The sequence below is a fragment of the Lentzea nigeriaca genome (assembly GCF_016907955.1).
Taxonomy (GTDB): domain Bacteria; phylum Actinomycetota; class Actinomycetes; order Mycobacteriales; family Pseudonocardiaceae; genus Lentzea; species Lentzea nigeriaca.
The window spans coordinates 1362482-1389248 of the sequence record NZ_JAFBCX010000001.1 but is presented as its reverse complement, the minus strand read 5'-3'; the positions used below and the strand labels follow the sequence as shown (position 1 = coordinate 1389248).

General features: G+C 68.2%; 24 protein-coding genes. 10 read left to right on the top strand and 14 right to left on the bottom strand.

Features of this window, described 5'->3' with window-relative positions; genetic code table 11:
- Positions 1–43 precede the first annotated feature (43 nt).
- From JOD27_RS05620 to JOD27_RS05610, 3 genes are read right to left on the bottom strand one after another with little or no spacing between them, the layout of a single operon-like run.
- Complete coding sequence (locus tag JOD27_RS05620; protein WP_204760973.1) at positions 44–3544, bottom strand: P-loop NTPase fold protein; 3501 nt, start codon at positions 3542–3544, stop codon at positions 44–46.
- A gap of 41 nt (positions 3545–3585) precedes the next feature.
- On the bottom strand, positions 3586–5082 hold the full coding sequence (locus JOD27_RS05615; protein WP_204760972.1) for an alpha-amylase family protein: 1497 nt from the start codon (positions 5080–5082) through the stop codon (positions 3586–3588).
- Positions 5079–6038 (bottom strand): TIGR03885 family FMN-dependent LLM class oxidoreductase, encoded by a 960-nt coding sequence (locus tag JOD27_RS05610; RefSeq protein ID WP_204760971.1) that lies wholly within the window; start codon positions 6036–6038, stop codon positions 5079–5081. Before JOD27_RS05610 ends, JOD27_RS05615 begins: the two co-directional genes overlap by 4 nt.
- A gap of 101 nt (positions 6039–6139) precedes the next feature.
- On the opposite strand from JOD27_RS05610, the gene JOD27_RS05605 reads away from it, so the two are divergent.
- Positions 6140–6535 carry an SsgA family sporulation/cell division regulator gene (locus tag JOD27_RS05605; RefSeq protein WP_204760970.1) on the top strand — a complete coding sequence of 132 codons (396 nt, stop codon included), beginning with the start codon at positions 6140–6142 and terminating at the stop codon, positions 6533–6535.
- A 97-nt stretch (positions 6536–6632) separates the two neighbouring features.
- Positions 6633–7814, top strand: a complete 1182-nt coding sequence (locus JOD27_RS05600) for a WD40 repeat domain-containing protein (protein ID WP_204760969.1) — start codon at positions 6633–6635, stop codon at positions 7812–7814.
- Here JOD27_RS05600 and JOD27_RS46435 read toward each other — a convergent pair.
- On the bottom strand, positions 7811–8371 hold the full coding sequence (locus JOD27_RS46435) for a GNAT family N-acetyltransferase (protein ID WP_204760968.1): 561 nt from the start codon (positions 8369–8371) through the stop codon (positions 7811–7813). The genes JOD27_RS05600 and JOD27_RS46435 overlap by 4 nt on opposite strands.
- Positions 8368–8826 carry an FxsA family protein gene (locus tag JOD27_RS05590; RefSeq protein WP_204760967.1) on the bottom strand — a complete coding sequence of 153 codons (459 nt, stop codon included), beginning with the start codon at positions 8824–8826 and terminating at the stop codon, positions 8368–8370. The genes JOD27_RS46435 and JOD27_RS05590 overlap by 4 nt, the downstream gene beginning before the upstream one ends.
- A gap of 130 nt (positions 8827–8956) precedes the next feature.
- Between JOD27_RS05590 and JOD27_RS05585 the strand changes: the two genes are divergently transcribed.
- Positions 8957–10339, top strand: coding sequence for a KamA family radical SAM protein (locus tag JOD27_RS05585; protein WP_204760966.1), 1383 nt, complete (start codon positions 8957–8959; stop codon positions 10337–10339).
- Between the two features lie 418 nt (positions 10340–10757).
- Here JOD27_RS05585 and JOD27_RS05580 read toward each other — a convergent pair whose 3' ends face one another.
- Complete coding sequence (locus JOD27_RS05580; protein ID WP_204760965.1) at positions 10758–11936, bottom strand: FG-GAP repeat domain-containing protein; 1179 nt, start codon at positions 11934–11936, stop codon at positions 10758–10760.
- A 461-nt stretch (positions 11937–12397) separates the two neighbouring features.
- Between JOD27_RS05580 and JOD27_RS05575 the strand changes: the two genes are divergently transcribed.
- Positions 12398–12592, top strand: a complete 195-nt coding sequence (locus tag JOD27_RS05575) for a hypothetical protein (protein WP_239566331.1) — start codon at positions 12398–12400, stop codon at positions 12590–12592.
- Between the two features lie 277 nt (positions 12593–12869).
- Here JOD27_RS05575 and JOD27_RS05570 read toward each other — a convergent pair whose 3' ends face one another.
- Positions 12870–13202: a peptidoglycan-binding domain-containing protein gene (locus JOD27_RS05570; protein ID WP_204760964.1), complete on the bottom strand. Its 333-nt coding sequence runs from the start codon at positions 13200–13202 to the stop codon at positions 12870–12872.
- Positions 13203–13215: 13 nt separating this feature from the next.
- On the opposite strand from JOD27_RS05570, the gene JOD27_RS05565 reads away from it, so the two are divergent.
- Positions 13216–13356, top strand: a complete 141-nt coding sequence (locus JOD27_RS05565) for a hypothetical protein (protein ID WP_204760963.1) — start codon at positions 13216–13218, stop codon at positions 13354–13356.
- Between the two features lie 247 nt (positions 13357–13603).
- Here the strand turns inward: JOD27_RS05565 and JOD27_RS05560 are convergent, their stop codons facing one another.
- Complete coding sequence (locus JOD27_RS05560) at positions 13604–13948, bottom strand: hypothetical protein (protein WP_204760962.1); 345 nt, start codon at positions 13946–13948, stop codon at positions 13604–13606.
- A gap of 253 nt (positions 13949–14201) precedes the next feature.
- Between JOD27_RS05560 and JOD27_RS05555 the strand changes: the two genes are divergently transcribed.
- The gene (locus JOD27_RS05555) at positions 14202–17081 is read left to right on the top strand and encodes an AfsR/SARP family transcriptional regulator (protein WP_204760961.1); all 2880 of its coding nucleotides are present in this window, start codon (positions 14202–14204) and stop codon (positions 17079–17081) included.
- Between the two features lie 293 nt (positions 17082–17374).
- Here JOD27_RS05555 and JOD27_RS05550 read toward each other — a convergent pair whose 3' ends face one another.
- Positions 17375–17587, bottom strand: a complete 213-nt coding sequence (locus JOD27_RS05550) for a hypothetical protein (RefSeq protein WP_204760960.1) — start codon at positions 17585–17587, stop codon at positions 17375–17377.
- Between the two features lie 263 nt (positions 17588–17850).
- Positions 17851–18615 carry an inositol monophosphatase family protein gene (locus JOD27_RS05545; RefSeq protein ID WP_239566330.1) on the bottom strand — a complete coding sequence of 255 codons (765 nt, stop codon included), beginning with the start codon at positions 18613–18615 and terminating at the stop codon, positions 17851–17853.
- A gap of 23 nt (positions 18616–18638) precedes the next feature.
- On the opposite strand from JOD27_RS05545, the gene JOD27_RS05540 reads away from it, so the two are divergent.
- The gene (locus tag JOD27_RS05540) at positions 18639–19538 is read left to right on the top strand and encodes a LysR family transcriptional regulator (RefSeq protein WP_204760958.1); all 900 of its coding nucleotides are present in this window, start codon (positions 18639–18641) and stop codon (positions 19536–19538) included.
- On the opposite strand, the gene JOD27_RS05535 is transcribed toward JOD27_RS05540, so the two are convergent.
- From JOD27_RS05535 to JOD27_RS05525, 3 genes are all read right to left on the bottom strand, one after another.
- Positions 19527–20132, bottom strand: a complete 606-nt coding sequence (locus tag JOD27_RS05535; protein WP_204760957.1) for an NAD(P)-dependent oxidoreductase — start codon at positions 20130–20132, stop codon at positions 19527–19529. The two genes, JOD27_RS05540 and JOD27_RS05535, sit on opposite strands and share 12 nt — an antisense overlap.
- A 10-nt stretch (positions 20133–20142) precedes the next feature.
- Entirely contained in the window at positions 20143–20469 is a 327-nt protein-coding gene (locus JOD27_RS05530; RefSeq protein WP_204760956.1) for a hypothetical protein, read from the bottom strand.
- Between the two features lie 274 nt (positions 20470–20743).
- On the bottom strand, positions 20744–21610 hold the full coding sequence (locus JOD27_RS05525; RefSeq protein WP_204760955.1) for a LysR family transcriptional regulator: 867 nt from the start codon (positions 21608–21610) through the stop codon (positions 20744–20746).
- A 194-nt stretch (positions 21611–21804) separates the two neighbouring features.
- Here JOD27_RS05525 and JOD27_RS05520 point away from each other — a divergent pair, with 194 nt between their 5' ends.
- The 3 genes from JOD27_RS05520 to JOD27_RS05510 are packed head-to-tail and all read left to right on the top strand — an operon-like array spanning position 21805 to position 25159.
- Positions 21805–23235 carry an amidohydrolase family protein gene (locus JOD27_RS05520; RefSeq protein WP_204760954.1) on the top strand — a complete coding sequence of 477 codons (1431 nt, stop codon included), beginning with the start codon at positions 21805–21807 and terminating at the stop codon, positions 23233–23235.
- Between the two features lie 2 nt (positions 23236–23237).
- Entirely contained in the window at positions 23238–24221 is a 984-nt protein-coding gene (locus JOD27_RS05515) for a fumarylacetoacetate hydrolase family protein (protein WP_204760953.1), read from the top strand.
- On the top strand, positions 24218–25159 hold the full coding sequence (locus JOD27_RS05510) for an MBL fold metallo-hydrolase (RefSeq protein WP_204760952.1): 942 nt from the start codon (positions 24218–24220) through the stop codon (positions 25157–25159). Before JOD27_RS05515 ends, JOD27_RS05510 begins: the two co-directional genes overlap by 4 nt.
- A gap of 498 nt (positions 25160–25657) precedes the next feature.
- Here the strand turns inward: JOD27_RS05510 and JOD27_RS05505 are convergent, their stop codons facing one another.
- The gene (locus tag JOD27_RS05505) at positions 25658–26413 is read right to left on the bottom strand and encodes a class I SAM-dependent methyltransferase (protein ID WP_204760951.1); all 756 of its coding nucleotides are present in this window, start codon (positions 26411–26413) and stop codon (positions 25658–25660) included.
- Positions 26414–26767 lie beyond the last annotated feature (354 nt).

Genomic DNA, 26767 nt, shown 5'->3' with positions numbered 1-26767 from the left:
TCTCGACAATATCTTCACGTGAACCGCTAAGATCCCGCAAGCATCACTTGACGATCCGGGTCACCACCCCGCGTCCGAGCGTGCTACCGAACCTGGAGCCCGCCATGATCGACACAGGTTTGCTCACCTCGAACAGCACGATGGTCGTACCGCTGCTAGTCCCTGTGAACATGCCCAGCACCGACGCACTTCCCTTCCAGAACCCGAAGCTGATGTTCACGGACTGAAGAGTCTGGCCTTCGCACGCCATGAGCACCGCGCGAAACTGCGTGCACTCAGTTGGATCATCCTCGATCCACGGCTCGCGTACCTGTTGCTGGATGAGGTCGGCCAGCTCGAGAACCTTTTCGCCGGAATCCACGCGAACGGTCGGCGCATTGGGGAAGTCATCAGCCAGGAGACCCAACGACGGCACCTCGTGGAGACCTGCTGCCACGGCGTGCCGTACACCTATCGACCTCGCAACAGAGGCATGTTCCTTCACCATCATCGTCGGCGCTCCGTCATCGATCGCCACAACGCAATCCACCGGAATGACCGAAGTAATCAAGTACTTGATCGGATCCGCGCCGACCACCTCGAAAGGCTCTTTGCCGAAGCCCGCCCGCAGAACCTTCGCGAAGGCGGTCATCTCGTCGCTCGGGTAGCCCAGCAACAGGACCGTGAAGCCAGTCGCCAGGGCGCGCAACTCGCCCACCTCCGCGTTGTCCCGGTCCAGTTCCAGCGCCTTCTCGGCGCACACCCGCGCCTTCACCCAGGAGCCCGCGGCGAGCCAGCCGTGTCCAATTCTGAGCAGCAGTTCCGCAGCCACCGCTGGAGGTGCGTGCGCGACCAGCGCCTCCCAATGAGGCTGCAGGCGTTCGAGCTGTTGCTGGTCCACGGACACCGGCAGCTCATTCACCGGCTTGAGGTACCTCAACGCCTCCGGTGACTCCAGCGCGAACCTCCGCACCACCGGATTCACGTCGAAGTCACCGGACACGAGCTCGACCAGTGACATGCGCACCAGACCGGTGACAGCTCGATCGAACTCCATCTCCTTGCCACGAACCATGCTCATGACCAGTTCGCGCGGAATCGGCGGTGAACCCAGCATCGCCATCGCCTGCAGAACCGCGAGTGATCTGCTGCCGATCTCTGCCAGGCGCTCGAACGCGTCTGACAGGGCTGCCGACAGCGAAAGGTTGTCGTACCGCACGACGGCGGTCCCCTGCTCGGCGAGCGCGCGCAGGTAGTCGTCGACTGACCGGCCAGAACCGAACAGGTCCTCCTTGGCGCATGCGAGCGCCAACGGCAGGTCGCCGAGCGCCTCTGCGAGTACGTCCGCTTCCGGCACGCCGAGGAACGCCACCGATTCCGCTCTGGAGAACGGCCCGACCTCGACCATCGCGGCGTGGACGTCCCAAACCCTGTCGCGGGAAGTGACGATGATCATGCCGTTGTCGGCCGGGTGCCGAATGGCCGCAATGGCGTTGGCACCGAAGCCGTCATAGATCAGCAGGTACCGGCCCGTCAACGCGAGCTGGCCGATCGCGCGATCCGGGGTGACGGAGAGTCGCTTGGCGAGCGCTGCGATGTCCTCGTGGCGGGTAGCGGCTCGGATGAGCCACACGACACGGAAGTCGGCAAGACGGCTTCTGGCGTACTGCAGTGCGAGCGTGGTCTTGCCGCTGCCCGGCATGCCGACAAGCGCCGTGATCGGTGCTGTAACTCCGTTGAGCAACTCGTCGCGCGGTACGAGGCCGCCTGGGACCATCGGAAGATTGGTGATCGTCTGAGGTCCAGATTCTCCCCAACCGAGCGGCACGTAAGGAATGCGCGACAGCACCGCGTCCCGCATTTCGGTCGGCGTCAGACCTGCCACGTCCAGGTAGCCACGCCGGGCCAGTTCCGCTGGCGGCTCGCCTCCGTCCACCTTCACCACTACCAACGGTTCCCCGCTCATGGTGGCTGCCGTCACAACGCGCTCAGCGGACAGCGCCTCGGCGGATGCGGTGGACCACACGATGATCGAGAGTTCATAGCTCGCGTCCCTGTTGTACCCAGGGGTGGTCACGACGACGTGTCGTCCCGTGCTGCGCACCACGTTCGCGATTTGCTCGCCCCAGTCCCAGTCCCGGCGCATGCAGATGACCAAGGCAGTGCGCTGGACCGGTGGACTCGGTTCGTCGGTCGCGGTCACGGTGTCGACGATCGACAGGTAGGTCTCGACAGCCACCGCTGAGAAGGTGTCCCGATCGCCCAACCGGACGTTGAAGAGCGATGCCAGGCCCGGATACAAGGTGGAGAACCTATCGATCTGGGCGCTCAGCGCGCCGTCGACATTCCCGTCCGGCTGCCGGTATGCCTGTTCCAGCCGAGCCAGCAGTGAGTGATCGTTCACCGCGGCCCGGTAGACCTGCCGGAACTGAGCCTGGAGCACGACGAGCTTGGCGAGCACCGGCGGTACGGGCTCCTGGTCCGCCGCGAACAGTTCCTTCAACAGCGTGAACGCCTGCACACTCCGTTTGATCCGTCTGGGGTTGTAGGGCGGCGTGCCTCGCAGGATCGGCAGGCAGGACAGCACGTCGGGGTCCGACGAAATGCTGCGGATGTACGACTCGACGCGTCCATCTGCGGGCGGTGGCAGCGAGTACGGCAGCTGGACGATCTTCTCGAAGAACGTCTCCCCGAGTTCGCCCACCGAGGGCAGGTCCTTGTACTTGACCCGGATCGCGTGCTCGATGACGTCCCTGTCCACCGCAAGCAGGAAGACGCAGCCGGGTTCGTCGAGAAAGAGCTTGACGGTCTCGATGATCTGCAGCGTCTGCTCCGGCAGGCAGCGGTCGAGGTCGTCGATGATCACGACGAGGGGCTTCTTCCGGTAGACGACGGCCAGCACGCCCTGGAACTCGGCGGTGAAGTCGTCGAGCAGCGCCGTCTGCGAACGGTGTAGCTGGCGGCGGCGGAACGCACCGAGGTCGGCACCGAGCTTCACGTCGAACAGCTTCAGCAGTGCCTCCGGTTTCGTGCCGAGCGCGGCGATCACCCCGACCAGCGCGCGAGACCAGGGCTCGGCGAGCAGCGAGCTGTCGGCCAGCCATCCGGTCACCGGGTTGCCGGCAACCGGGACCAGACTGATCGCCATCAGGATCAGCACCGTGAGCATCGCGATCTTGAAGCCGACGGCGAGGAGCTTGCGGAAGAGCTCCCACAAGCCCGCGCCGAAGTCGATCGACCGCAGCCAGATCCGCAGGCGCACGTCAGGAACCCGGTACCAGCGAACCGATCTGCGGGCGTCGCGCACGATCTTCTCGATCAGGGCGGCCCACAGGTTGTCGTCGCGGGCGTACTTCCAGGCGTTGAACCAGATGGGCCGCACACCCGACGGTTCCAGTGCCTTCTCGACCAGCTTCAGGAACGTGGTCTTGCCGCTGCCCCACTCGCCGTAGACGCCGATGGTCCACGGCGTGGTGGAGCGGTCGGTGGCGGCGATGGTCCTGGCCAGCGGGATGGCGAACCGGTCGAAGCCGAGTTCGTCGTCCGAGGTGGGCGTGTCGGGCACCGGCATGCTCGTTAGTCGCACACGCCCGCGAATTCGCTACGTCATCGCTCGGAAACCAGTCGGAACCACCGGCAGTCGTACGGGCCCAGCTCCAGCTTCACGTCGCAGCCGTCACCGGTCAGGACATCGGTCAGCGAGCCGTCCACCTGGAGTTCGATCGGGACCGCGCGGCCGGCGAAGTTGTGCACGGCGATGACCGTGCCGCCGTCGCAGTCCGCGCGATGGGCGAGAACGCACGGGTCGCCGACGTCGAGCACCTGGCAGTCGCCCCACGCCAGTTCGGGGCACTCGCGGTAGCGCTCGATCAGCAGGCGCATCCAGCCCAGCAGCGAGTCCGGCGCGTGACGTTGCCGATCAACCGCCTCCCAGTCCATCGGAACGCGCACCGCGAGCCTGCCCTCCTGCGAGAGGTCCTCGTTCAGGCCGATCTCCTCGCCGTAGAACAGGACGGGGGTGCCGGGCAGGGTGAAGAGCAGGCTGTAGACCATGCGGATGCGGCGGTAGTCGTCGGCGAGCATCGTCGGCAGGCGAAGGCGCAGGCCGCGGCCGTAGAGCTGCTGCTCCGGTGACGGGCCGAAGGCGTCGAAGACCTCCTGACGTTCGTCTTCCGGCAGTTTGTCGAGCGTCAGCTCGTCGTGGTTGCGCACGAACGTCGCCCAATGGCCGTCGCGTGGTGGTTGTGGGCGTTCCTGCAGCGCCTTCATCAGCGGGCCGGCGGACTGGCGGGCCAGCGCGAGGTACATCGCCTGCATGCCGACGAAGTCGAAGCACATCGTCAGCTCGTCGCCCACGCCGTGACCGAAGTAGGCCATGGCGTCCTTGTAGGGCAGGTTGACCTCGCCGAGCAGCACGGCCTCGCCGTTGCGGCGGGTCAGGAACGCGCGCAGGTCGGCCAGGTAGTCGTGGGGGTTGGGCAGCGACATGGCGTCCGTGGCGTCGTTGTGCTCCAGCAGGAACGGGACGGCGTCGACGCGGAAGCCGCTCAGGCCGAGCTCCATCCAGAAGCCCATGATCCGGGCGATCTCGTCGCGCACCTCGGGGTTCGAGACGTTGAGGTCGGGCTGGTGCTTGTAGAAGCGGTGCAGGTAGTACCTGCCGACCTCCTCGGAGTACTGCCAGAGGCTGTTCTCCTTGTCCGGGAAGGTGATCCCCTGCGGGCCGTCGGTCTGCGGTTCGTCGGCCCAGACGTACCAGTCGCGCTTCGCCGGGTCGTGGAACCACGGGTGCTGGTCGGAGGTGTGGTTGACGACGAGGTCGGCGATCACCCGCATGCCCCGGTCGCGGGCGGAGCGGACGAACTCCACGAAGTCGCCCAGCGAGCCCAGCCGCGGATCCACCGAGTAGAAGTCGGTGATGTCGTAGCCGTCGTCGCGTTCGGGGGTCGGGTAGAAGGGCATCAGCCAGATGCAGGTCACGCCCATGGCGTGGAGGTGGTCGATGCGTTCGGTGCAGCCGCGGAAACCCTTGTCGGAGAACGTTTCCACGTCGAGGCAGTACAGAACGGCGTTCTTCCACCAGACGTCGGACGTGCGGATCATCTCGTCACCTCCGGCAGCACGTGCTCGCCGAACGCGTCGACGAACGGGATCAGGTCCTGGCCCACGTGGTGCAGGTAGATCTGCTCGAAGCCAAGTGAGGCGTAGGTGTGCAGCTTCTCGACGTGCCACTTGAGGTCGGCCGACACGTCGACGACCTCGGCGACCTGCCCCGGCGTGACGTGCTCGGCGACGACGTCGAAGTGTTCGGCGAGTTCGAGGTCCCAGCAGACCGGCGGACGGAACACGTTGGTGCGCCACTGTTCGTGCGCGATCTTGAGCGCGGTGTCCTCGTCCGGTGCCCAGCTCAGGTGCACCTGGAGGTGCAGCTCGCCCCGGCCGCCCGCGTCCCGGTAGGCGTCGGCCACCTCGCGGAGCCGGTCTGGCGGGGCGTTGACGGTGATCAGTCCGTCTGCCCATTCTGCGCACCAGCGGGCGGTCTGCGGGCTCACCGCGGCGCCGATCAGCAGCGGTGTCTGCGTCGGGAGCGTCCAGAGTTTCGCGCGGTCGACGCGGACCAGGCCGTCGTGACTGACCTCGTCGCCGTTGAGCAGCGCCCGGATCACGTCGACGCACTCGCGCAGCCGGGCGTTGCGGACGTCCTTGCGCGGCCAGCCGTCACCGGTGATGTGCTCGTTGCTGGCCTCACCGGTGCCGAGCGCGACCCAGAAGCGGCCGGGGAACATCGCCGCGAGAGTGCCGATGGCCTGGGCGGTGATCGCCGGGTGGTAGCGCTGACCAGGGGCGGTGACCACGCCGAACGGCAGGGTCGTCGCCTGCAGCGCGGCACCGAGCCAGGACCAGGCGAACCCGGAATGGCCCTGGCGCGAACTCCACGGTGAGAAGTGGTCGGAGCTCATCGCGGCGGCGAAGCCGGCTTCCTCGGCCCTGCGCACGGCGGTGAGCAGGCCGGTGGGGTGGATCTGCTCGTGCGACGCGTGGATGCCGTAGACGGTCATGCGCCTTCAGGTACCCAGCGAGCAGTTCGAGAATGCGTTGAACCGATCCCGAACGGCATCCGTGTGGATGGCAGCACCCTCGGAGCGGAGGAGGAACGGCGATGTTCAACGAGACGCGCATCGGGACCGTCACCGTCGTTGAGTTCATTCGGCCGGACGGCACTGTCGAGTCGATGAACGTCGACCTTCAATATCGCTCAGACGATCCGCACGCCGTCACGCTGCGGTTTCAGGCCCGAGACCAGGAGTCGACCTGGGTCGTCGGCCGTGAGCTGCTGTCCGACGGGTTGCTGTCGCCCGCGGGGATCGGGGACGTGCGGCTGCGGCCCGGCCACGGGGACGTGCTGGTGCTGGAGCTGTTCACCGAGGACTCGCACGCGGTGTTCCACCTGTCGGCCGACGAGCTGAGCCGGTTCCTCGACTCGACCTACGCCGCCGTGCCCGCCGGGCAGGAGGTCGTCGACTTCGAGCTGCTGCTGAAGGACCTGCTCGCCTGACCCGCGCGGGTCTCCAGCTAGTGCCATCGGGTGATAGATCCCGTGTGCCGTAACCACTCTCCACCACCCTCCGAGATCAGGTCGGAGGGGAGGCGGCATGCGGTTCATCGGTGTCCTGGTGGTGGTCGCGGTGGTGAGCACCGCGGTCAGCTGGCTGCTCGCGACCGGGCTGGACGCCGCCGACAAGATCGCGAGTGTGGTCGGCGCACTGGCCGCGGTGGGATCGCTGGGGTTCGCCGTGTGGGCGTGGGGCAATCCCGAGCGCGGTCCCAGGCGGTCACCCAAGCGGGTTGCCCTGCTGAGCGGGGCGCTGCTGGTGGTCGGTGGAGTTCCACCGTTGATCGTCGCGGTCACCGCGGAAGAGGCGCCGCCGCCGGCCACCAAGGGGGTCGAGTGGGTGCAGCAAGCGGTGCTGACCGGCTCTGACAGCAGGATCATGAGCTTGTCGATCTCCCCCAACGGGAAGCTGATCGCGGCCGGTGACTACCGCGGCGAGGTGCATGTGTGGGACGCGCGGTCGGGGGATCTGGTCAAGGAGTTCCAGGTCGACAAGGACGTCGTCGAGGCCGTCGCGTTCAGCCCGGACGGCTCCCGGCTCGCCGTGGGCGGCTGGGACACCAAGATGCGCACGGTCGACACCGACACCTGGACGGTGAAGAACACGTTCACCGGAGCGGACGACTGGGTCGAGGCGTTGTCCTACTCCGCGGACGGCGAGTACATCGCGATCTGGTCCAGCGACGAGGTCCTGCACATCCGCGACGCCGGGAGCCGCAAGACCGTCGCCACGCTCAAGGACGTGTGCGGCGCCGTCTTCCTCGACAACACCATGCTCGCGGTCAGCACCGGCAAGGAGATCCGCCGGTACGACGCCAAGGCCAAGAGCTACGGCGACACGATCGTCACCACCGAGCACTCGTCGTGCGACCTCGACGCGTCCCGTGGCGGCACCTACCTCGTGGTGAGCGGAGGTGTCATCGGCGCCGACAAGCGCAAGGTGCCGACTCGGCTGCGTGATCTCAAGGACGGCAAGGACATCACCTTGCAGGACGCGCCGGCGGGTGGCGACGCGACCGCGTTCACCCACGACGGCAAGCACCTGGTGATGAGCACGGGCAAGGGCGGTGCCTCGGTGTGGAGCGTGCCGGACGGCAAGCACGTCGCCGAGCTGCCCAGGGCGCCGGAATCGGTGTTCACGATCGCCACCGGGCCGGACGGCCTGCTGGCCACCGGCGGCGCGGACAACGTGGTCCGGCTGTTCCGCAAGCAGCAGGGTTAGAGGCGCAGTCCCAGGACGAGCTTGTCGGCCGAGTCGATCACGCGGAACCCGAGGTGCTCCCAGAAGCCGATCGCGTGTGTGTTGTGATGCCGCACGTGCACATGAACGCCCTTCTCAAGGCGTTCGAGCACGGCGCGAACTAGCTTGCCGCCCACCCCCTTGCCCTTCGCCCGTGGCAGGAGGTTGGCGTGCATGTGCGCCGGATAGTCGAGCGTCAGGACCGGATCGACGCGCGCCGGGTGGTGGATGTTCTGCACGACCCGGTTGGCGTTCGCCGTCAGCGGGTAACGAACACGCAGGTCAGGCCACCAGTCGCGGTCGCAGCGCTCTTCGAACGCCACGCTGTCGGCGGCCGCGATCGCATACCCGCAGACACCTTCGTCGTTTTCCACGACGAACGCCAGGTCGGGCTCGAACGCCACGTAGGGACCGACGTAGGCGTGCCCGAGCAGGCGCGGGTCGTCGAACAGGTGCCGCGCGCCCAGGCCACCGTTGCCGGTGTCGAGGCAGATGTCGTAGAGCGCGTCCAGGTCAGCGGGCCGGTACGCGCGGATCACGTCAGCTCGCGCCGATCCGTGATCACCACCGGCTCGACGTCGACGACTTCGCCCTCGACGACCTGACCGGGCCCGAAGCGCCGTTCGTGCTCGAACTTGAGCGCGGCCGCCTCGGCCTTGCGCGCGATCCGGCGGCTCACGAGCCTGCGCGTGGGCGGGAACAGCAGGAACAACGCCGCCACGTCGCTGATGAAGCCCGGCACCATGATCAACGCACCGGCCGCCGCGATGAGGACGCCGTCGGCCATCTCCTGGTGCGGCTGCTGACGCTTCCACACGGCCTGCGAGAACGCGGCCATCGTCTGCGCACCCTGCCTGCGCACGAGCTGCAGACCGACGAGGGTGCCGACCAGCAGCAACGCGATCATCCACAGCCCGCCGATGGCGTTGCCAACGGCGATCATGACCGCGATCTCGGCGAACATCCCCACGAGCACCAGGGCGAAGACAGGCATATCCCCTCAACGCACAAGGCCGCCGGATTGCTCCCGCACCCGCCTCCACCAGGCGTTGATCTGAAATATTTACGGCAGGCTAGCGGTATGACAGGATATCTTTACGCGACCTCGACGCTGAGGAGTACGGATGACTGCGCTGCACGACGCCCCCACGGCGCTGGAGCGGCTGGACCGCCAGCCGTACACGTACGTCCGCCGAGAGCTGGTCGAACCCGACTGGCGCCGCTTCCCCGGCTGGGCGCACGTGACCGAAGCGCAGTGGCGCGACGCCCAGTGGCAGCGCGTGAACTGCGTGAAGAACGTCAAGCAGCTCCGCAAGGTCACCGGCGACCTGCTGAGCGAGAAGTTCTACGACGACCTGGCCGCCGACCAGGAGAACTTCGCGACGATGTCGATGCTGATCCCGCCGCAGATGCTCAACACCATGGCGGTGGACGCGGCACCGGCCGACTTCACGGACGCCTTCCTGGCCGACCCGGTCCGCCGCTACATGCTGCCGGTGCGCTCCGACCGCGACCCGCGGTGGCCGTCGCACCCGCACTCGCAGCGCGACTCGCTGCACGAGGCCGAGATGTGGGTCGTCGAGGGCCTGACCCACCGCTACCCGACCAAGGTCCTCGCCGAGATGGTGTCGACCTGCCCGCAGTACTGCGGCCACTGCACCCGCATGGACCTGGTCGGCAACTCGACGCCGTTGATCGACAAGCACAAGCTCACCCTGAAGCCGGTCGACCGCCAGGACCAGATGATCGACTACCTGAAGAAGACCCCTGGCGTGCGCGACGTGGTCGTCTCCGGCGGCGACGTGGCGAACGTGCCGTGGCCCCAGCTCGAGTCGTTCCTGATGCGCCTGCTGGACATCGAGACCGTCCGCGACATCCGCCTGGCCACCAAGGCCCTGGCCGGCCTGCCGCAGCACTGGATCCAGCCGCGCGTGGTCGAGGGCCTGGAGCGCGTCGCCCGCACGGCCTCCCGCCGCGGCGTGAACCTGGCGATCCACACGCACGTGAACCACGCCCAGTCGGTGACACCCCTGGTGGCCGAGGCGGCGCGGACCGCTCTTGAGGTCGGCGTGCGGGACGTGCGCAACCAGGGCGTGTTGATGAAGGGCGTCAACGCCACACCGGACGACCTGCTGGACCTTTGCTTTGCGCTGCAAGGGGAAGCGAACATCCTGCCGTACTACTTCTACATGTGCGACATGATCCCCAACGCCGAGCACTGGAGGGTGTCGGTGTGGGAGGCGCAGGAGTTGCAGCACGCGATCATGGGCTACCTGCCCGGCTACGCGACGCCGCGCATCGTGTGCGACGTGCCGTACGTGGGCAAGAGGTGGGTGCACCAGCTCGCCGAATACGACCGTGAGCTGGGCATTTCCTACTGGACGAAGAACTACCGGACCGGGATCGAACTCGAAGACCCGGAGGCGCTGGACCGCCGCTACCCCTACTACGACCCGATCTCCACCCTGGGCGAGGCCGGCCAGAAGTGGTGGTCCGACCAGACCTGACAGGCCGTGATGGGGCCGTTTTCGGGACATCTTCCGAAGGCGGCCCCATCGGCATGTTTTGCCTGGTCAGACCCTATAGAGTCTCATTGGGCCCCGACGTCAAATGCCCCAGAATGCCCCAGGAAGTCTATTTCGGACGGTGCTGGCCATCCACAATGGACGTACCTAGACAGGTATTGGTACACCGCCGCGCGTGACTCGCACAATGCTCAACTGAGGCCTCACAGAGCGCGGGCAATCGCCTGTGTCCGTCGCGATGGGCCAGGCCAGGCAAACTGGATCGACACCGCTGATTACCACCACACCGGATACGCCGCCAATGTTCTGGTCCGGCGCGCTGAACCACGAGTGAGGGTCGACGAGGACATCACCGCGACCGGCTGGCCGCCAACGTGATGGGCGGCCAGCCGGTCGACGGTCAGGCCACCTTGGTGACGCTGGGCCAGAACTGGCCCGAACCACTCAGCCAGACCCGCTGCTTGTACCGGCTGGGGGCAGGTACCCCACCCGGCGTCACCCACGCCTCGGCGACCCCGTTGCCCTTGTCCACCAAGGTGATCACATCCGCGGCTCCGTTGCCGTTGAAGTCGCCTACGGTGATCTTCTTGTCGTTGAGCGAAATCCCGTCCGTGAGGTAGAGACCGGGCCAGGTCGCGTTGTCGCCGGAACCCGCGGTACCGGAGAGGAACCAGGTGGCGTTGTCGACCGCGACCACCAGATCGGATCGACCGTCACCGTTGATGTCCCCGGTGTTGAGCTGGTATCGGGGGAAGGACGTCCAGCCGGCACTGTGCCAGCACCAGTACGGGTTCACCGAGTCAGGTTGTCGGGAGGTCGTCCCCTGCATCACCCACAGGGCGTACTCGTTGTTGCCGTAGTCGTACATGACCACCAGGTCGGCTCGCCCGTCACCGTTGAAGTCACCGGCGGCCGGGGTGGCTCGGCTGACCTCGAAGTTGCCCGGCGGGGCGTGCCAGACCAAATAGGGCGAGGTCGCGCCCTGGTAGCGGCCGGTCGTGCCAGGGAACACGAAGAGGCCGGCCTCGCCGCGGCCGTAGTCGTAGAGTGCCAGCAGGTCCGACAGGCCGTCGCCGTTGAAGTCCCCGGCGGTGATCTTCATGACGCTGGGCCAGAAGTTCCCCCTCGGCGCCGACCAGACCAGGTACGGCTCGGCCGCCGTGCTGCCCTGCGCGGAGGTGCCGGGGTAGATGAACAGTCCGGCCTCGCCGCCGCCGTAGTCGTACAGGGCCAGCACATCCGACCGGCCGTCGCCGTTGAAGTCCCCGGCGGTGATCTTCATGGCACTGGGCCAGAAGTTCCCCCTCGGTACCGACCAGACCATGTACGGGCTTCTGGTGACACCGTCGTCGATCACTGGTTTGCCAGGCAGTACGAAGAGCCCAGCCTCGCCGCCGCCATAGTCGTACAGGATGGACATGTCTGCGAATCCGTCACCGTTGAAGTCGGTGCTGCCGGCGCCCATGGTGCCCACAGGTCCTGCCGCGGCAGCCGATGGCGACGCAAGACCGGTCGTTGTCAGCAACGCGGCCACCGCCGCGGTGACCAGCTTGCGTCTCAGCCGTGATGATCTGCGCACGCGTCCCCTCTCGAAATCGTCGAGTAAGTGCCCGCGACGCGCCGAAGGGTGGGAAGCGGCGGATTTCCGACCGGTTGGCGTTGGCTCGGATCGAGGTCGCGGTCGGGCCGGCGGCGTGCCCTGCGTGAGCACAGTATGCCCGACCAATGCTTACAAAGGGTATCCGACGGTGGACGGTACGTGACAGGGGCGCTCAGGTGCCGCCTTTGATCCACGCGGTGGAGTACCACGCCGACTGGCTGACGCCGGCTGGGCTGCTCGGCCGATGCCGGCCGTCAGACCACAGTGGACGATCAGCGCAGGAGCCGGTCGCCCAAGCCGTGCCAGCCCGCTTCGATCCGGTGGGAGTTCTTGTCACCGGCCGACGGCAAGCTGCCCCCTGCTGGAGGTCGATCAGGCGCCGGGGGAACCTGGGCCCTCCCGCCTCCGTGATCAGGTCGGCCCGAGCGCGACGACGAGTGGTGACACCAGGGGCCGTGCTGCGGTGGCAACGACACCTGGTCGCGAAGAAGTGGACTTGTCCAAACCGGACCGGCGCGCCGGTCGATGACAGCGCCGTGGCGTTGATCGAGCGGATGGCGCGGGAGAACACCAGCTGCGGCTACCGCCGCATTCAGGGCGAACTACTCAAGCTGGGGTATCGAGTGGCCGCGTGACCATCCGCCGTGTGCTCAGGCGCCTGCGTATACCGCCGACGCCGACCCGCGACACCCACACTTCCTGGCGTCGATTCCTCCGTGCTCAGGCCACCAGCATCGCCGCAGTTAATCATGATACGGCGTTGCACCGGCCGTTGAAGGGCAGATCTGAAGGGGCACCCCCAGCGAGCAGGGGTGCCCCTCCGCATGGCCTCACCGACGGGCGGGGCCTCCGATGTACTTGTGGGCCGTCAGTCCGCCCGTCCGGGAAAGCGCTTCCAGCGGGATCAGCCGATCACGGGTCGATCTTGTAGTAGCAGTAGCCGCCCTCTCGCGGCGTCCAGGTGGTGAAGGTGGGGAACACCGCGAACGGGAAGCCGGTCCGCCGGGTCTGCGGGCCGTACCGGCCGTCGACCGCGATGTTCTCGTGGTACCACGCGTTGAGCGTGGTCTGGACGTTCTTCATGGCCTGCGCGGTCTTCGGGCCGTAGTCGCGGTCGTCGGCGATGTTCTGGCCCATGCACCGCCGCATCGACACCTGCACGACCCGGACGGCGTCGCCGAAGTTGCCCCTGCCCAGTTCGCAGTTGTAGTTGCCGGTGTCCCATCCGATGGTGGGTACGCGCATGTACCCACCATCGATGGCGTACGTCGTGAAGCTGTTGCAGGACGGTGCTGCCTGCGCGATGCCGGGTGACACTGCGGACAGCACCGCAGCCGCGATCACGACCGCCGTGGTGGCGCATGTGCTGCGGATCCTTGTCATGAGTTCCTTTCCGTGAGGTAGGCGAAGTAGTGGGCGTCGAATCCGCTGGCGCAGTAGACGAAGGACCCCCGGCGGTCGCCCCGGCCCACCGCACGTCGCCCCAGCCGTCCCCGTTTTTCGCCGTGTCGGCTTTGTGTTGGCCGCACTCGACGACACCAGGGCCGGGAATCCGAGCTCCAGGCCGTCGCCGGATCGCACTGCGCCTCGCGCGGGACCAGGCCGCCCTCCAACTGGTCCCGCGCCCGACCTGTCCTTCCGCCCGGCTACCAGCTGTTGGTCTCGCATTTCTTCGCCGCCAACGGCCTGCCGCCAACGCCTGGGATATAGGAAGATCCCTCGATCACGGTGCACCACTCCTGGTTGCCGTCCACGTCGGACTGCGTCGTCGAGCCGTAGCAGGCGATCGTGTCGACACAGCGGATGGACGTGTTGCCCTGATATCGACCGTTTCGGTAGCGCGAGATCGCGTACTGGTGAACGGCGAGATGCCCGGTGCAGGCCGCGACGGCGGAGAATGTGATGGTGTTTCCGGATTTCTGCGGCAGGTAGGCCGTGACGGAGCAGCTGTCGAGCGGCGAGGCAAAGGCGGCGCTGGGCGCGACTGCCATGCCTCCCACGCCGAGCAGTACGGCAGCGCCGATCGCGGCGGCTCGGGACAGCTTGACTTGGGACGGCTTCATTCTCTGATTCCTCTCCGTGGATCAGGCTTCCTTGCTGTTGGTCCCGTCGGCTGATTCGGACGTGACGAAGACGGTGGACTCCCGATTCGCCGGGACGTCACCACGTTTTGGCAATCGCCTGGTCAGCCGTCGCAAGACGGTGTGCGGGCGGAGTAGTAAAGGGGCCGGGGAGGTGGGCATCGTGGGGGCAGAGCTGCGTGTGCTCGGGCAGGTCGAACTGTGGGTCGATGGCCGGTTCGTGCAGGTTGGTCACGCGCGGCAGACATGTGTGTTGGCGGTCCTGGTGGTGGAGGCGAACCGGGTCGTCACGATGGAGCAGCTGCTGAACCGTGTGTGGGCGGATCGGTTGCCCTACAAGGCCCGGTCGGTGGCCAGCAATTACGTGTCGCGGCTACGACGGGTGCTGGCGGGTGAGCTCGCGGTCGTGCGGCGGGCCGGAGGGTACGTGCTGGAGGTGGATCCGGAGGCGGTGGACCTGCACCGGTTCCGCCGCCTCGTGCGGCAGGCCAGCAGTGCAGACGACGACGCGCGGGCGCTGGCGCTGCTGGAGGAGGCGGCGGGGCTGTGGCGGGGTGAGCCGTTCGCCGGGCTGGACACCCCGTGGCTGGCCGCGGTCCGCACCGGCCTGGAGCGCGAACGCATCGCCGCCAGGCTCGATCGCGTCGACGTCGCGTTGCGCTGCGGCCGGCACACCGAGGTGCTGCCCGAACTGTTCGCGCTGGCGGAACAGGAAGACGTGGACGAACGCGTCGCCGCCCAGTTCATGCTGGCCCTGCACCGCGCCGGCCGCACCACCGACGCGCTGGCCCACTACCGGCAACTCCGCGCCCGACTCATCGAGCAACTCGGCACCGAGCCCGGCACCGCACTACAGGACCTCCATCAGCGCATCCTCGACACCGACCCAGCCCTCACCCCACCATCAGCAGCGATCATGCGCGGGACAGCCACGAAAATGGAGAAGCCGGTGCCCCGGCAGTTACCCGCGCTGCCGCGGTGGTTCACCGGCCGCGACGCCGAACTGGCTCGCCTGGACCAGGCGCTGACCACCGAGCCGGAGGAGGACCCGCTGCCGCGTGGGAGCAGTTCGGGGACACCAGCCTCCGCCACGGTGATGATCTCGGCGATAGGAGGAGCCGGCGGGACCGGCAAGACGTGGCTGGCCCTGGCGTGGGCGCACCACCACCTGGACCGGTTCGCCGACGGGCAGCTGTTCGTGGACCTGCGCGGGTTCAGCCCCACGCAAGAGCCGATGGCCTCCGAGGTGGCGGTGCGCGGATTCCTCGACGCCCTGGGAATCGACTCCGGCCGGATCCCGGCCGATCTGGACGCGCAAGCCGCGCTGTACCGCACCTTGGTCGCGGGCCGGCGGATGCTGATCGTGCTGGACAACGCCGCCACCGCCGACCAGATCGTCCCGCTGCTGCCCGGTTCGCCGACCTGCACCGTGCTCGTCACCGGCCGCACCAGGCTCGCCTCCCTGATCGACCGGCACGGCACCCGCCACCTGACCCTCGACGTGCTCGACCGCACCGAGGCGCGTGCCCTGCTGGCGGCACGCCTGGGCGCCAGCCGTGCCGCAGCCGAGCCCGCGGCGGTGGACGAGCTGGTCGAGCTGTGCGGCGGCTACCCGCTGGCCCTGTCCATCGCCGCCCGCAACGCCGCCACCCGTCCCGGCCTGCCGTTGGCCGAGGTGGCGGGCGAGCTGCGCGAGCTGGGCCTGCAGGTGCTCGACCACGACAGCGACCCCGCCGCCAGCCTGCCCACCGTGCTGTCCTGGTCCCTGCGACGGCTCACCGACGAGCAGCGCACCGTGTTCGCGCTACTGGGCATCGCCCCCGGCCCCGACACCACCCTCCCCGCCGTCATCGCCCTCACCGGCCTACCTCCGGCCCGCGCCCGCAAAGCCTTGTCGGCGCTGGAGGAGGCATCCCTGCTCGAACGGCGACCGCACGGCCGGTACGCGATGCACGACCTGATCCGGGCCTACGCGACGACCACCGCCCACGACCTGCCCGGTGACCTGCGGGAAACGGCCCTCGTACGGGTGATGGACTTCCACCTGCACACCGCCCACGCCGCCGACCGCCTCCTGGATCCTCACCGTCACCTCTTGAAGGCCCCCGACCCGCCCGTAGCCGGGGTCCACCCGCACCCGCTGCCTGACGCTGCGGCCGCGATCGCCTGGCTGGAGGTTGAGCACGCCACCCTCCTGGCCACCCAACGCGCCGCCGTCGCCCTCAGCCGCCACCACGTCGTCTGGCACCTTGCTCGGACATTGGACACCTTCCACCTCCGGCGAGCGCTCCTGCGCGACGCGCTCGCCGCGTGGCGGGCCGCAGTGGACGCCGCCGCACACCTATCCGACCCTGCCGCCCGCAGCCTCGCGCACCGGTTCCTCGGCCGGGTTTGTTCCCGGCTCGGTCTTCACGAGGAAGCCACCTGCAACCTGAACCGAGCTATCGACCTGGCCAAACGCCACCGCGACCTCACCGGGCAGGCGCACACGCACCAGGCGCTCGCGGCGGCCTGGGAACGACGAGGAGACGACCGGCGGGCCCTGGACCACGCCCGACACGCCCTCGACCTCTACCGCACCCTTGACCACCAGGAGTGGGAAGCCGACGCGCTCAACCTCGTCGGCTGGTACGCCGCACGCCTGAGCGAGTTCGACACCGCCCTCGACCACTGTCGTGGTGCCCTCGCATTGCACCGGCGCCACCGCCACCCCGACGGCGAAGCTGCCGCCCTGGACAGCCTTGGGTTCATCGCCCACCACACCGGCGAACACTGGAAGGCCGTCAAGCGCTACCACCGGGCCCTCACCATATTCCGCTCCCTCGGTAACACCTATGAGGTCGCGGACACCCTCGACCACCTCGGCCACCCTCACGCTGCCCTCGGACAACACGACCAGGCTCGGAAGGCGTGGCAGGAGGCACTGGAGCTGTACCGGCAACAAGGCCGCGGCGACGCCGCCGCGCGTGTACGACGGCAACTCGATGGCCTTGGTTCGGCAATGCAGTCGATCAGGCCGTCGGGCGCGGGCGAGACAACATAGCGCGCATGAAGCTCCGCATGCAGCGCCTCGAACTCCGACCTGAGCGTGCGCTCGCAGCGGGCAGCCAGTACAGGACGGACAGCCTGCCCCACCGCCCACAATAGGGCCGGGTTGACCGCGCCCACCTATGCCGCGACTCTCTCGGAAGCCCAGGCTATTAAGGAAGTGTCACGGTCTATGAGACTGATCATCGTGACACCACCGTAAGACAACCCACATACCCCGCAGGCCTTCGATCGTCCACACCACACGGTTCACGGTGTCCAGCACCGGATCGGGCCACACCCTTTTGGTCATGCCGAAGTCCCGCTCTGAACGCCTGCCGTAGTCGAGGGACGCAGGAGCACGTCGGCGGTCAGGTGCTCGCGCCACAGCACGGCGGCTGCCGTTCCCCCGATCGCGTCGGCCAGCAGCGGGTCGGTGGGACGTTCGCCGGTGGTCAGTTCCGCGACCAGCACACAGTCCCAGAACAGGTGATGGGTGTCGCGACTTCGCTTGGCGGGCAAGCAGGTCTGCGTCCAGGCGGCCCTCAGCAGCGTCCGATCGGCGTGACCGGATTCGGTGTCGGGAGTGCCGGTCAGGCCGAGCGCGGCAAGCGCCCCGGTGACACCGACGATGACCTCCGCAGAAGCGGGATGGACGCCGAATCGTCCGGAAAACCTTGCGCCGGTTGCGGATGGCCACGGCCCCGGCCGGTCCGCTCCTTCCACATTTCACCGCGGACGACCTCCGGCCCCCGCTCGCACTGTGCACGAGCGGGGGCCGCCCGCTACGCCAGCACCTCCAACGCGGCGCCGTGCACGCCTGGCGCGGCGGCGAGGTACTCACGGCTGGTCAGCTCCCACGGCTTGCCGTCGAGATCCGTGACGACACCTCCGGCCTCCTGAACGAGCAGCACGCCTGCCGCGTGTGCGCGCACGTTGTCGTACTGCCAGTGCAGGTCCATCCGTCCCGCGGCGACCTGAGCGAGCTGATGGGTCACCGGCACGGAGATCCGGACGTAGAGGGCCTCCTTCACCATCGCGCTGTAGGAGGCGCCCATCCGGTCGGCGATCTCCGAGCCCTGGCCCGGCTGGGCCTGACCGGTGCCGGCCAGCGCGCCGTCCAGCGACGTCTTGCCGGAGACCTTCAGCCGGACGCCGTTGAGGAACGCGCCACCGCCTTCGGTAGCCGTGAACATCTCGTCGGCCAACGGGAAGTACACGACCGCCAGCACCGGACGCCCGTCGCGGACCAGGCTCACGCCGATGTTCCAGTCGGTCATGCCGTGGACCGCGTTCATGTTGCCGCCGACCGGGTCGACGAGCCACCACTCGCCCGGTTCGAGCGCTCCGGAACCGTGTTCGTCGTCGAGCCAGCGGGCTTCCGGCCGGATCTCGGCCAGTTCCGCCCGAAGCACGTCGGCCACGGCCGCATCGTTGGCCCGGACCGCGGCGATGACCTCGGCGAGGCTGGACGTGCGTGACTCCGTCGAGTACCGCTTCAGCATCCGCGCTCCGGCACGGCGGACGGACGCGGTTGTGGCAGCGAGCATGGTTTCCTCCAAGATTGTCTGTCATGCAAGCGGATCTGAATCTGCTGACCGTGCTGGACGCGCTACTCGAAGAGGGCAGCGTGATGGGTGCCGCGCAGCGACTGCACCTGTCGTCACCCGCGGTGAGCCGCACCCTCGGGCGGATCAGGAAGGCGACCGGGGACGACATCCTGGTGCGCACCGGCCACTCGATGACGCCCACGCCGTATGCGCTGGGCATCCGCGAAGAGGTGCACCGGCTGGTGCGGCAGGCCAACGCCGTGCTCGCGCCGAGCCGCAAGCTGGACCTCGTCGAGCTGGACCGCACCTTCACGCTCCAGTGCCACGACGCGCTCACCTCGTCGCTCGTGCCGCTGCTGGTCGGCAGGCTCGCGGAGCAGGCACCGGGCGTGCGGCTGCGGGTACTCGCCGAGCACTCCGCCGACACCGACGACCTGCGGCACGGCCGGGTCGACCTGGAGCTCGGCAGCGGCCGTCCCGACCTGCCGGAGTTCCGCTCCGAGACGCTCGGCACCGATCCGCTGGCCGTGGTCATGCGGTCCGGCCACCCGTGCGCGGACCACCTCGACCTGGCCGCCTACGCCGCGCAGCCGCACGTGCTCGTCTCCCGGCGGGGCCGTCTCACCGCACCGATCGACGACGTGCTGGCAGCAGAAGGCTTGCAGCGCAAGGTGATCGCGACGGTGGCGACGGTGCACTCCGCGCTGCAGATCGCGGCGGCGGGCGACGCGCTGGTCACCACCACGACGATCGTCTGCCGCCCGTTGATCGAGGCGTTCGGTCTGCTCACCCGGCCACTGCCGGTCGAGTCCCCAGAGGCACCGATCAACTGCACCTGGCACCAGCGGTACGACTCCGACCTCGCCCACACCTGGCTGCGCGAGCAGGTGCGGACGACCCTCGCCGAGGTGCTAGCCGGCTAGCGGCAGGGCGACGACGCCGGGAAAGCGCGGGTTCTCGGCCTCGTCCAGCATGGCGGCGGCCACGGTCTCCCTGCTTACCGTCGCTCCCAGGTCGAACGGCGGTGCGGCGTCCAGGCCGACCGTGCGCCTGCGCGGGCTCTCCGGGTCGTCGGTGAGCACACCGGCGTGGAAGACGGTGCCCCCGGCGGCGAGCACGGCGTTGTCGGCGGCGATCTTGTCCGAGATCCGGTCGCCCAGGAACTTCGCGAGCACGGCGGCACCCTCTCCCGCCGCCTCGGCGGACGCGCCGGTGCCGTAGGCGCCGAGCCAGATGATCCGGCGCGGCCCGGCGGCGACCACCGCTTTCGCTCCGTCGGACAGAATCCCGGCCACTTCCGTGCCGAGACCGGAGAGCACGACGGAGTCCGCGCCGACGACGGCGGCGATGCTCGCCGGGTCGATCGCGTCACCCGCCACCTTGCGCAGGTTCGGGTGGTCCAGCGTGATCCGGCCCGGATCGCGGGCGATCGCGGTGACGGTGTGGCCGCGGCGCAGGGCTTGGCGGGCGAGGGCGAGACCCGTGCGGCCCGAGGCCGCGAGGACTACGAGGTTCATGCCGAAGACGCTAGGCACGCCACGGATTGACTTCAAATGAAAGCTCGTCAACCGATGATTTACCCAGACGCAATCGAGTCAGGCCATCGGCAGGTACCGGCGGACTGGCGAACGTCCTGGGCCGCAGCTCGCAGTCCAGCTCCGAGATCGACATGTCAGTCCAGCCCGTCGAGGAAACCCTTGCACCAGCTGGATACCGGGGTGTCCAGCCCAGTTCGCGCTTGGTCTTCTCGCTGGTGATGCCGCGGCTGCGGGTCATGAACTCCAATGCGCCCTTGCCCGCGAGCAGGCGGACCGGCCAGGCGGGTATGCGCAGCGGCGGTTTGGCGCCGAGCACGTCATGTCCCGCCTGGGCCCGAGTTCGCCCGCCACCTCGCACAAACCGAAGAGGCGCTCCTGCGGCCGACACCGCAACGCGCGGAGCGTGAGGCCAGACGCGGATTCCTTTGTATCGGCGGAGCCGGTGGCTTCGGCGGGTGGGAACACCGGGTCGGTGGACCGGCCGGCTGAGATGCTGCTGGTCAGGGGTGTGATGCGCTGTGTGGGGCCCTTGCCGTGGCGCCTCAGATGCGCCCCAGGACGGGCGATGTGGATGTCATCGCCGAGCTGGTTCACCGTGCTGTGCGGAGCAGCCGGGTGGCGTCTCGTACGGCGGCGATGGTGGTCCGGTTGTCGGTGGCACGCGTGGCGACGGCGATCTCCACGGGTGGTCCTGAGAGAGGAACGAAGCGGACGTCGGGGTGAGGGTAGAAGCGGCGGGCGGCATCGGCGTGCAGGGCCAGGAGACCGGTCGTCGCCACGGCCCCCGGTATGGCGGCGGGGTGGCGCAGGGCGTTGCGGCCCAGCGACCTGGGCACGGCGGGCCCCGACCAGGCCGCGAGGGCGGGGTGGGCCAGGGCGGTGGGGAGCCAGGAGGCGTCTCTGACGTCGGCTTCGGTCAGGTGATCTGCCTCGGCGAACGCGGAACGGGCGGGAACGACCACGACTCGGGGCATGGTCATCGCGGGCTCGAAGACGAGCCCGTCGACCGGGCCGACGTACTGGACGATGCCCACGTCGACCTGGTGGCTGCGGACGGCTTCGTACTGGTCTGCGAGGTCCAGTTCGGCATAGGAGAAGGCGATACCGGGGTCGGCGCTGTGCAGGGTCTCGATCAGGTCCGGCCAGCGTTCGGCCAGTCCGAATCCCAGGACACCGAGGGTGAGCTGGTGTTCGTCGGGTGTGCCGTCGCGGTGCTGTGCGGTGAGGGAGTCCGCGGTGCTGAGCAGTCTGCTGGCCTCCGCGATCAGCCGTGCTCCGTCGGGAGTGAGCGTCACCCGGCGGCTGGTGCGGTCGAAGAGTGTGGTGCCGAGTTCCCGTTCCAGTCGCTGGATGTGGCGGCCGAAGGGCTGGGGGCTGATGTAGTGCCGCCGCGCGGCCCTGCCGAAGTGCAGTTCTTCCGCCAGTGTCACCGCGTAGCGGAGTGCCCGGATGTCCATCCCTTGCGCCCTCCGTGCTTCGGCTTCGGGTGACCCGATCGGTGCCTGCGTGGTACGTCCGTCTACGTCACCGGGGCCGAGTCGTCAAGCTCTTGTTCACAACCGATTTGGTTGATGATCGTCGGCCTGCCTCCTGATGAGGTGGGGCCAGGAGAGGTTCCTGCCTCTGTGGTTCGGATGACAAGGGAGTCATCATGGCCCGGCATCGCACCGTGCTGCGCGGCGGCACCGTTCTGACCATGGATCCGCGCCTGGGGAGCCTGCCGCGCGGTGACGTCCTGATCGAGGACGGTCTGATTGCCGCGGTGGCACCGGACCTGCCCGTCGGCGACGCGGAGATCGTCGACGTCGCGGGACACATCGTGGCACCCGGCATGATCGACACCCACCGGCACACCTGGCAGACGCAGCTGCGTGCCCTGTGTGCCGACTGGACCCTGGCGGACTACCTGTTCGGCGTCCGGCTCGGTGTCTCTCCGGCCTACCTGGCCGACGACGTTCACCTGGGCAACCAGCTCGGTGCCCTGGACGCGCTCAACTCGGGTGTCACCACGATCCTGGACTTCTCGCACTGCAACAACACACCCGAGCACACCGACGCGGCGATCTCAGGGTTGCGGTACGCGGGAATCCGGGCGGTGTTCGGCTACGGGTTCTTCGAGTCGAACCCGATGCAGCCGCCGCACTTCGGTGACCACGCCGCCCGCCTCGCGGACTTCGCGCGGATCGCCGACGCCCACTTCCCGAGCCGCGACGCACTGCTGACCCTCGGCGTGGCGCTCACCGAGTACGGCACGCTGCCGTTCGAGACCACCCGCGCGGAGGTCGCCGCCGCCCGTGAACGAGACGCGCTGATCGTCACGCACACCGGCTGCGTGTGGTCGCTGCCCAGCGGCGTCCGCGAGTTCGCCGCGGCGGGCCTGCTCGGGCCGGACCTGGTCCACGTGCACTGCAACACCCTCACCGATGAGGAGTGGCGCCTGCTGGCCGATCATGGAGCCAAGCTGTCGATCTCGGTGGAGACCGAGCTCAACATGGGCATGGGCCGCCCGGCCTTCGCCGCGGCTCGGCGGCACGGCATCAAGCCGACCCTGTCCTGCGACATCGTCTCGCTGAACACCGGCGACCTGTTCACGCAGACCCGCATGGGCCTGGCCTTCCAGCGCTGGGCAGACACCGAGGCGCTCAACCTCGGCGGAGGGGATCCCGCCGCGGTGACCATCACCGCGCAGGAAGCGCTGGCCTGGACCACCGTCAACGCGGCGGAGGCAATCGGCCTGGAGGGCCGGATCGGCAGCCTCACCCCCGGCAAACAGGCCGACATCATCGTCACCGGCGGACCGGGCATGTCCCAGCACCCCCACCTCGACCCGGCCGGCACCCTCGTCTTCCAGACCACACCCGCCGACGTCCGTCACGTTCTGGTCGCCGGCCGCTTCGCCAAGCGCGACGGCCTGCTCACCGGGGCCGACCTTCCGGCCCTGCTGACGCAGGCGGAGTCCTCTGCCGAGGGAGTCCTCGGCCGGGTAGCCGCCGCCGGACGTCCCCTGCCGGGAACTCCGCCGGAGGGCTGGGGTTTCATCGCCCGGATGTCGCACGGCCTCCAGACGACTCCGGAGAAGTGATCATGCGCTTCGTCACCTATGTCGACAGCGACGGCGACCGCGTCGGTGTACTGGGCCCCGACGACCTCGTCCACGAACTGCCGCCCGGCATCCGTCTTGTCGACCTGCTCGGCGAGCCACAGCGGTTGAACGACGCCGGGGAGGCGGCGCTGCGCGATCCGCGCGCTGTGCACCCGTACGCCTCGCTCCAGCTACGTGCGCCGATCCCCGCGCCGCCGACGGTGCGGGACTTCATGACCTTCGAGCGGCACGTCGAGGGCGTGGCCCGGATGGGCGGACCCGACGCCGGCCCGCCCGAGCAGTGGTACGAAGCTCCGGCCTTCTACTTCACCAGTCCCTACGCGATCCAGGGCCCGCAGGACGATGTCCGCGTTCCTCCCGGTTGCACACGCTTCGACTTCGAGCTGGAGGTCGCCGCCGTGATCGGGCAAGGCGGCCGGGACCTGACCGTCGACGAGGCCGAGTCCCACATCGCCGGATACGTGCTGATGAACGACTGGTCCGCACGCGACCTGCAGTTCGCCGAAATGCAGGTCCGTCTCGGCCCCGCCAAGGGCAAGGACAGCGCCACCACGCTCGGGCCTGTGTTCGTCACCCCCGACGAACTGGAGCCCTACCGGGAAGGCAACGCCTACGGCCTGCGGATGACGGCCGCCGTCAACGGAACCGTCGTCGGCGAGGACCGGTGGAGCAACATGGCTTTCAGCTACGCCCAGATGATCGCCTACGCCTCGCGGGGCACCGAGGTACGCACCGGCGACATCCTCGGTTCCGGCACCTGCGGCGGCGGCTGTCTGGCCGAACTGTGGGGCCGCCACGGACCCGACGCCCACCCTCCGCTGGCCCCCGGCGACACCGTCACCCTCACCGTCGAGCACCTGGGCACCCAGAGCTGCCGGGTGACCGAGCCCGTCGAACGCCCCACCGGCGACCTGCGCGCCCGTTCGCACCCGCACCTGCTCACACCTCACGGAGGCCACGGATGACCGCCGGCCACAGCGCGGCACCGGAGGCCGCGGGCACCCACACCCTGTCGCCCGGCGTCTTCGCCTGGGTGCAGCCAGACGGCTCCTGGTGGATCAACAACGCCGGCTTCGTCATCGCGGATGACCACGCCGTTCTGATCGACACCTGCGCCACCGAAACACGAACCCGCGCCCTGCTCGCCGCCGTCGACCAGGCAGCACCAGGGACCCCGATCCGCTACCTGGTCAACACCCACCTGCACGGCGACCACACGCACGGCAACAGCCTGCTTCCCGCCACGACGATGGTCATCGCACACGAAGCGACCCGAGAAGGCATCCTGGCCGACACCGTCATCGACGGCTGCCCACCGATCTGGCATCCCGTACCCGACTGGGGCGCGGTGACGCGACGCGCCCCGGATCTGACAATCCACACGGCACTCACCCTGCACAGCGACAGCCACCGCATCGAACTCCACCACCCAGGCCATCCCGCCCACACCAACGGCGACGTGATCGCCTGGCTCCCCGGAACGCGCGTGTTGTTCGCCGGCGACCTGCTCTTTCACCGAGTCACACCACTGGTGTTCATGGGCTCCCTGGAAGGTGCGCTGCGATCGCTGGACTGGATCGCCTCGTACGAACCCCAGCACGTGGTGCCGGGCCACGGCGCCGTCATCGACGCTCACACCCTGCCGACGGTGCTCGAGCAGCACCAGGCGTACTACCGGCTGGTGCTCGCCACCGCCCAGAAAGGCCTGCGCGACGGACTCACACCCCTGGAGGCAGCCCGCACCTGCCACCTCGGCCCGTTCACCGACATGCCGGACGCAGAACGCATCGTGCTCAACCTCCATCGCGCCTACGCCGACATCACCGGCCACGCGTTCGACCTGCCACAGGCATTCGCTGACGTCATCACCTTCAACTCCGGGCCTCTCCGCACTGGAGTCTGACCTGTCCTGCCGTCTCAACGGGCTGGAGCTATGCGGGACTCGGCGATCATCGCGGGGCATAGCGTCGAGTTGTCCGAGCATGATCGAACGGGGCTTCGGCCGGTGAACTCTTGTCAGCGGCCAGTCGGATTCCCCGTGGACGGCCACCCACGGACGGCCAGTTGGATTCCCCGCTGGCGGCCAGTTGCACGGTCAGTGATCGCAGCAGGTTTGTCGACGCCGCGGCCATGCAAGTCATGCCGCGACTTTGATCGCGCCTGGACCACACGCACGGCGCGGCGCGGTGGCGCAGAGATCCGTCAGTTGCCAAGGTCGTGGGACCAACGTGCTGCGAGCGACAAGACCACCTCGCAGCTCGGCGGCGTTGTAAGAACACGTTCTCGATTGCGTGCTCGAGGCCAGTCTCCTCGTGCCGAGAACGCCCTCTTCTACCGATGAGAGAGCACTGGCTTCCCGCGAGCAACCGCACGGTCCGGCCAGCGGCTGAGTGCCCGTTGTCTATACCTTGCTCGCCACCACCATGTAGTTCTCGGCCTCAAGGTCGAACGTGCTCACTTCCGTCCGAAGTCCGACCCGGTGCAGCTCGACTTCGAGTTCCTCGTACCGGTAGGGCCAGCAGGACAGCAGTTCCGAGCGGACAAGAACCAACCCAGTCGCATCAACCTGGGCGATCGCAATCTCGATGTGGTGCTCCTCCTCCCAACGCGGCGCGATCTCCCAGCGGTAGACCACGACGGCATCGCGACCGTTCCGGCGGACGAGTCGGTCACTGATGTCCAGCCGGGAACCTCTGGCCCTCACGAGTTCCCACGTGCGGGAGGTGAGCACCAAGCGCCCGCCACGGCGCAAGAGCCGTGACATCGACTCCAGAGCAGCACCCCTGCCTGTCGCGCCCGCGGCATGGTGAAGCGAGTTGCCAACGCAGAACACCATGTCGAACGTGCCGTCCTCGAAATGGTCAGGCAACTCTTCCCAGCTCGCCCTCACGGCCCGGACGGAAGCCCCGAACTCCTCAGACAACTCCGCAGTCCGACGAACCATCGCTTCGCTGGCGTCGGTTGCGACAACCTGTATGCCACGACCGGCGAGGCCAACCGCCAACTGTCCGGTCCCGCACGAACAATCAAGGACGTGAGCGTTCGACGGCAGGAGACTGAGGGCATCGTCGAACGACGCAGCGAACTCGGCCGGAGCCAGCTTCGCATCGGAGATGAGCCACTCGTACACCTCGGCAAGCTCGTCATAACCCGTCACAACTGCTACCTCCGTCGCGCGGCAGACTCACGGTGGCACATCAGTAGATCAGCGGAGCAAGTCGATTCACCAATGGTTTGCAGGGCAACCCGCCCGCTATGCCGCCGAGCGGTCGTTCAGGAACGCGGCGGCGGCCCAACGGACCGCGTAATGACCCGTTCCCCTTCCGCGCTGGTGCCGGTTGGTCCCAAGCCTGGCGAGACGCAGCTCGCGCAGGCTGAGGCCACGTCGGCCGAGAGCCACGCTACGTAACGGGGCGCATGGCCAGACAACACCCATCGCCGCGGGAGCACGCCGTCGACCAGCCCCACGCTTGACACAACGTCAAACTGCCGCGCCCCCAGTGGACAGATC

Excerpts from the sequence above, each read along its gene's own strand:
- JOD27_RS05560 (WP_204760962.1), bottom strand. The coding sequence starts at position 13,948 with ATGGCAGTCGCGCCCAGCGCCGCCTTTGCCTCGCCGCTCGACAGCTGC.
- JOD27_RS05565 (WP_204760963.1), top strand. The coding sequence starts at position 13,216 with ATGGCGTACGTCGTGAAGCTGTTGCAGGACGGTGCTGCCTGCGCGATG.
- JOD27_RS05515 (WP_204760953.1), top strand. The coding sequence starts at position 23,238 with ATGCGCTTCGTCACCTATGTCGACAGCGACGGCGACCGCGTCGGTGTA.
- JOD27_RS05585 (WP_204760966.1), top strand. The coding sequence starts at position 8,957 with ATGACTGCGCTGCACGACGCCCCCACGGCGCTGGAGCGGCTGGACCGC.
- JOD27_RS05510 (WP_204760952.1), top strand. The coding sequence starts at position 24,218 with ATGACCGCCGGCCACAGCGCGGCACCGGAGGCCGCGGGCACCCACACC.
- JOD27_RS05525 (WP_204760955.1), bottom strand. The coding sequence starts at position 21,610 with ATGGACATCCGGGCACTCCGCTACGCGGTGACACTGGCGGAAGAACTG.
- JOD27_RS05540 (WP_204760958.1), top strand. The coding sequence starts at position 18,639 with ATGCAAGCGGATCTGAATCTGCTGACCGTGCTGGACGCGCTACTCGAA.
- JOD27_RS05610 (WP_204760971.1), bottom strand. The coding sequence starts at position 6,038 with ATGACCGTCTACGGCATCCACGCGTCGCACGAGCAGATCCACCCCACC.
- JOD27_RS05600 (WP_204760969.1), top strand. The coding sequence starts at position 6,633 with ATGCGGTTCATCGGTGTCCTGGTGGTGGTCGCGGTGGTGAGCACCGCG.
- JOD27_RS05535 (WP_204760957.1), bottom strand. The coding sequence starts at position 20,132 with ATGAACCTCGTAGTCCTCGCGGCCTCGGGCCGCACGGGTCTCGCCCTC.
- JOD27_RS05545 (WP_239566330.1), bottom strand. The coding sequence starts at position 18,615 with ATGCTCGCTGCCACAACCGCGTCCGTCCGCCGTGCCGGAGCGCGGATG.
- JOD27_RS05615 (WP_204760972.1), bottom strand. The coding sequence starts at position 5,082 with ATGATCCGCACGTCCGACGTCTGGTGGAAGAACGCCGTTCTGTACTGC.
- JOD27_RS05590 (WP_204760967.1), bottom strand. The coding sequence starts at position 8,826 with ATGCCTGTCTTCGCCCTGGTGCTCGTGGGGATGTTCGCCGAGATCGCG.
- JOD27_RS05605 (WP_204760970.1), top strand. The coding sequence starts at position 6,140 with ATGTTCAACGAGACGCGCATCGGGACCGTCACCGTCGTTGAGTTCATT.
- JOD27_RS05570 (WP_204760964.1), bottom strand. The coding sequence starts at position 13,202 with ATGCGCGTACCCACCATCGGATGGGACACCGGCAACTACAACTGCGAA.
- JOD27_RS05520 (WP_204760954.1), top strand. The coding sequence starts at position 21,805 with ATGGCCCGGCATCGCACCGTGCTGCGCGGCGGCACCGTTCTGACCATG.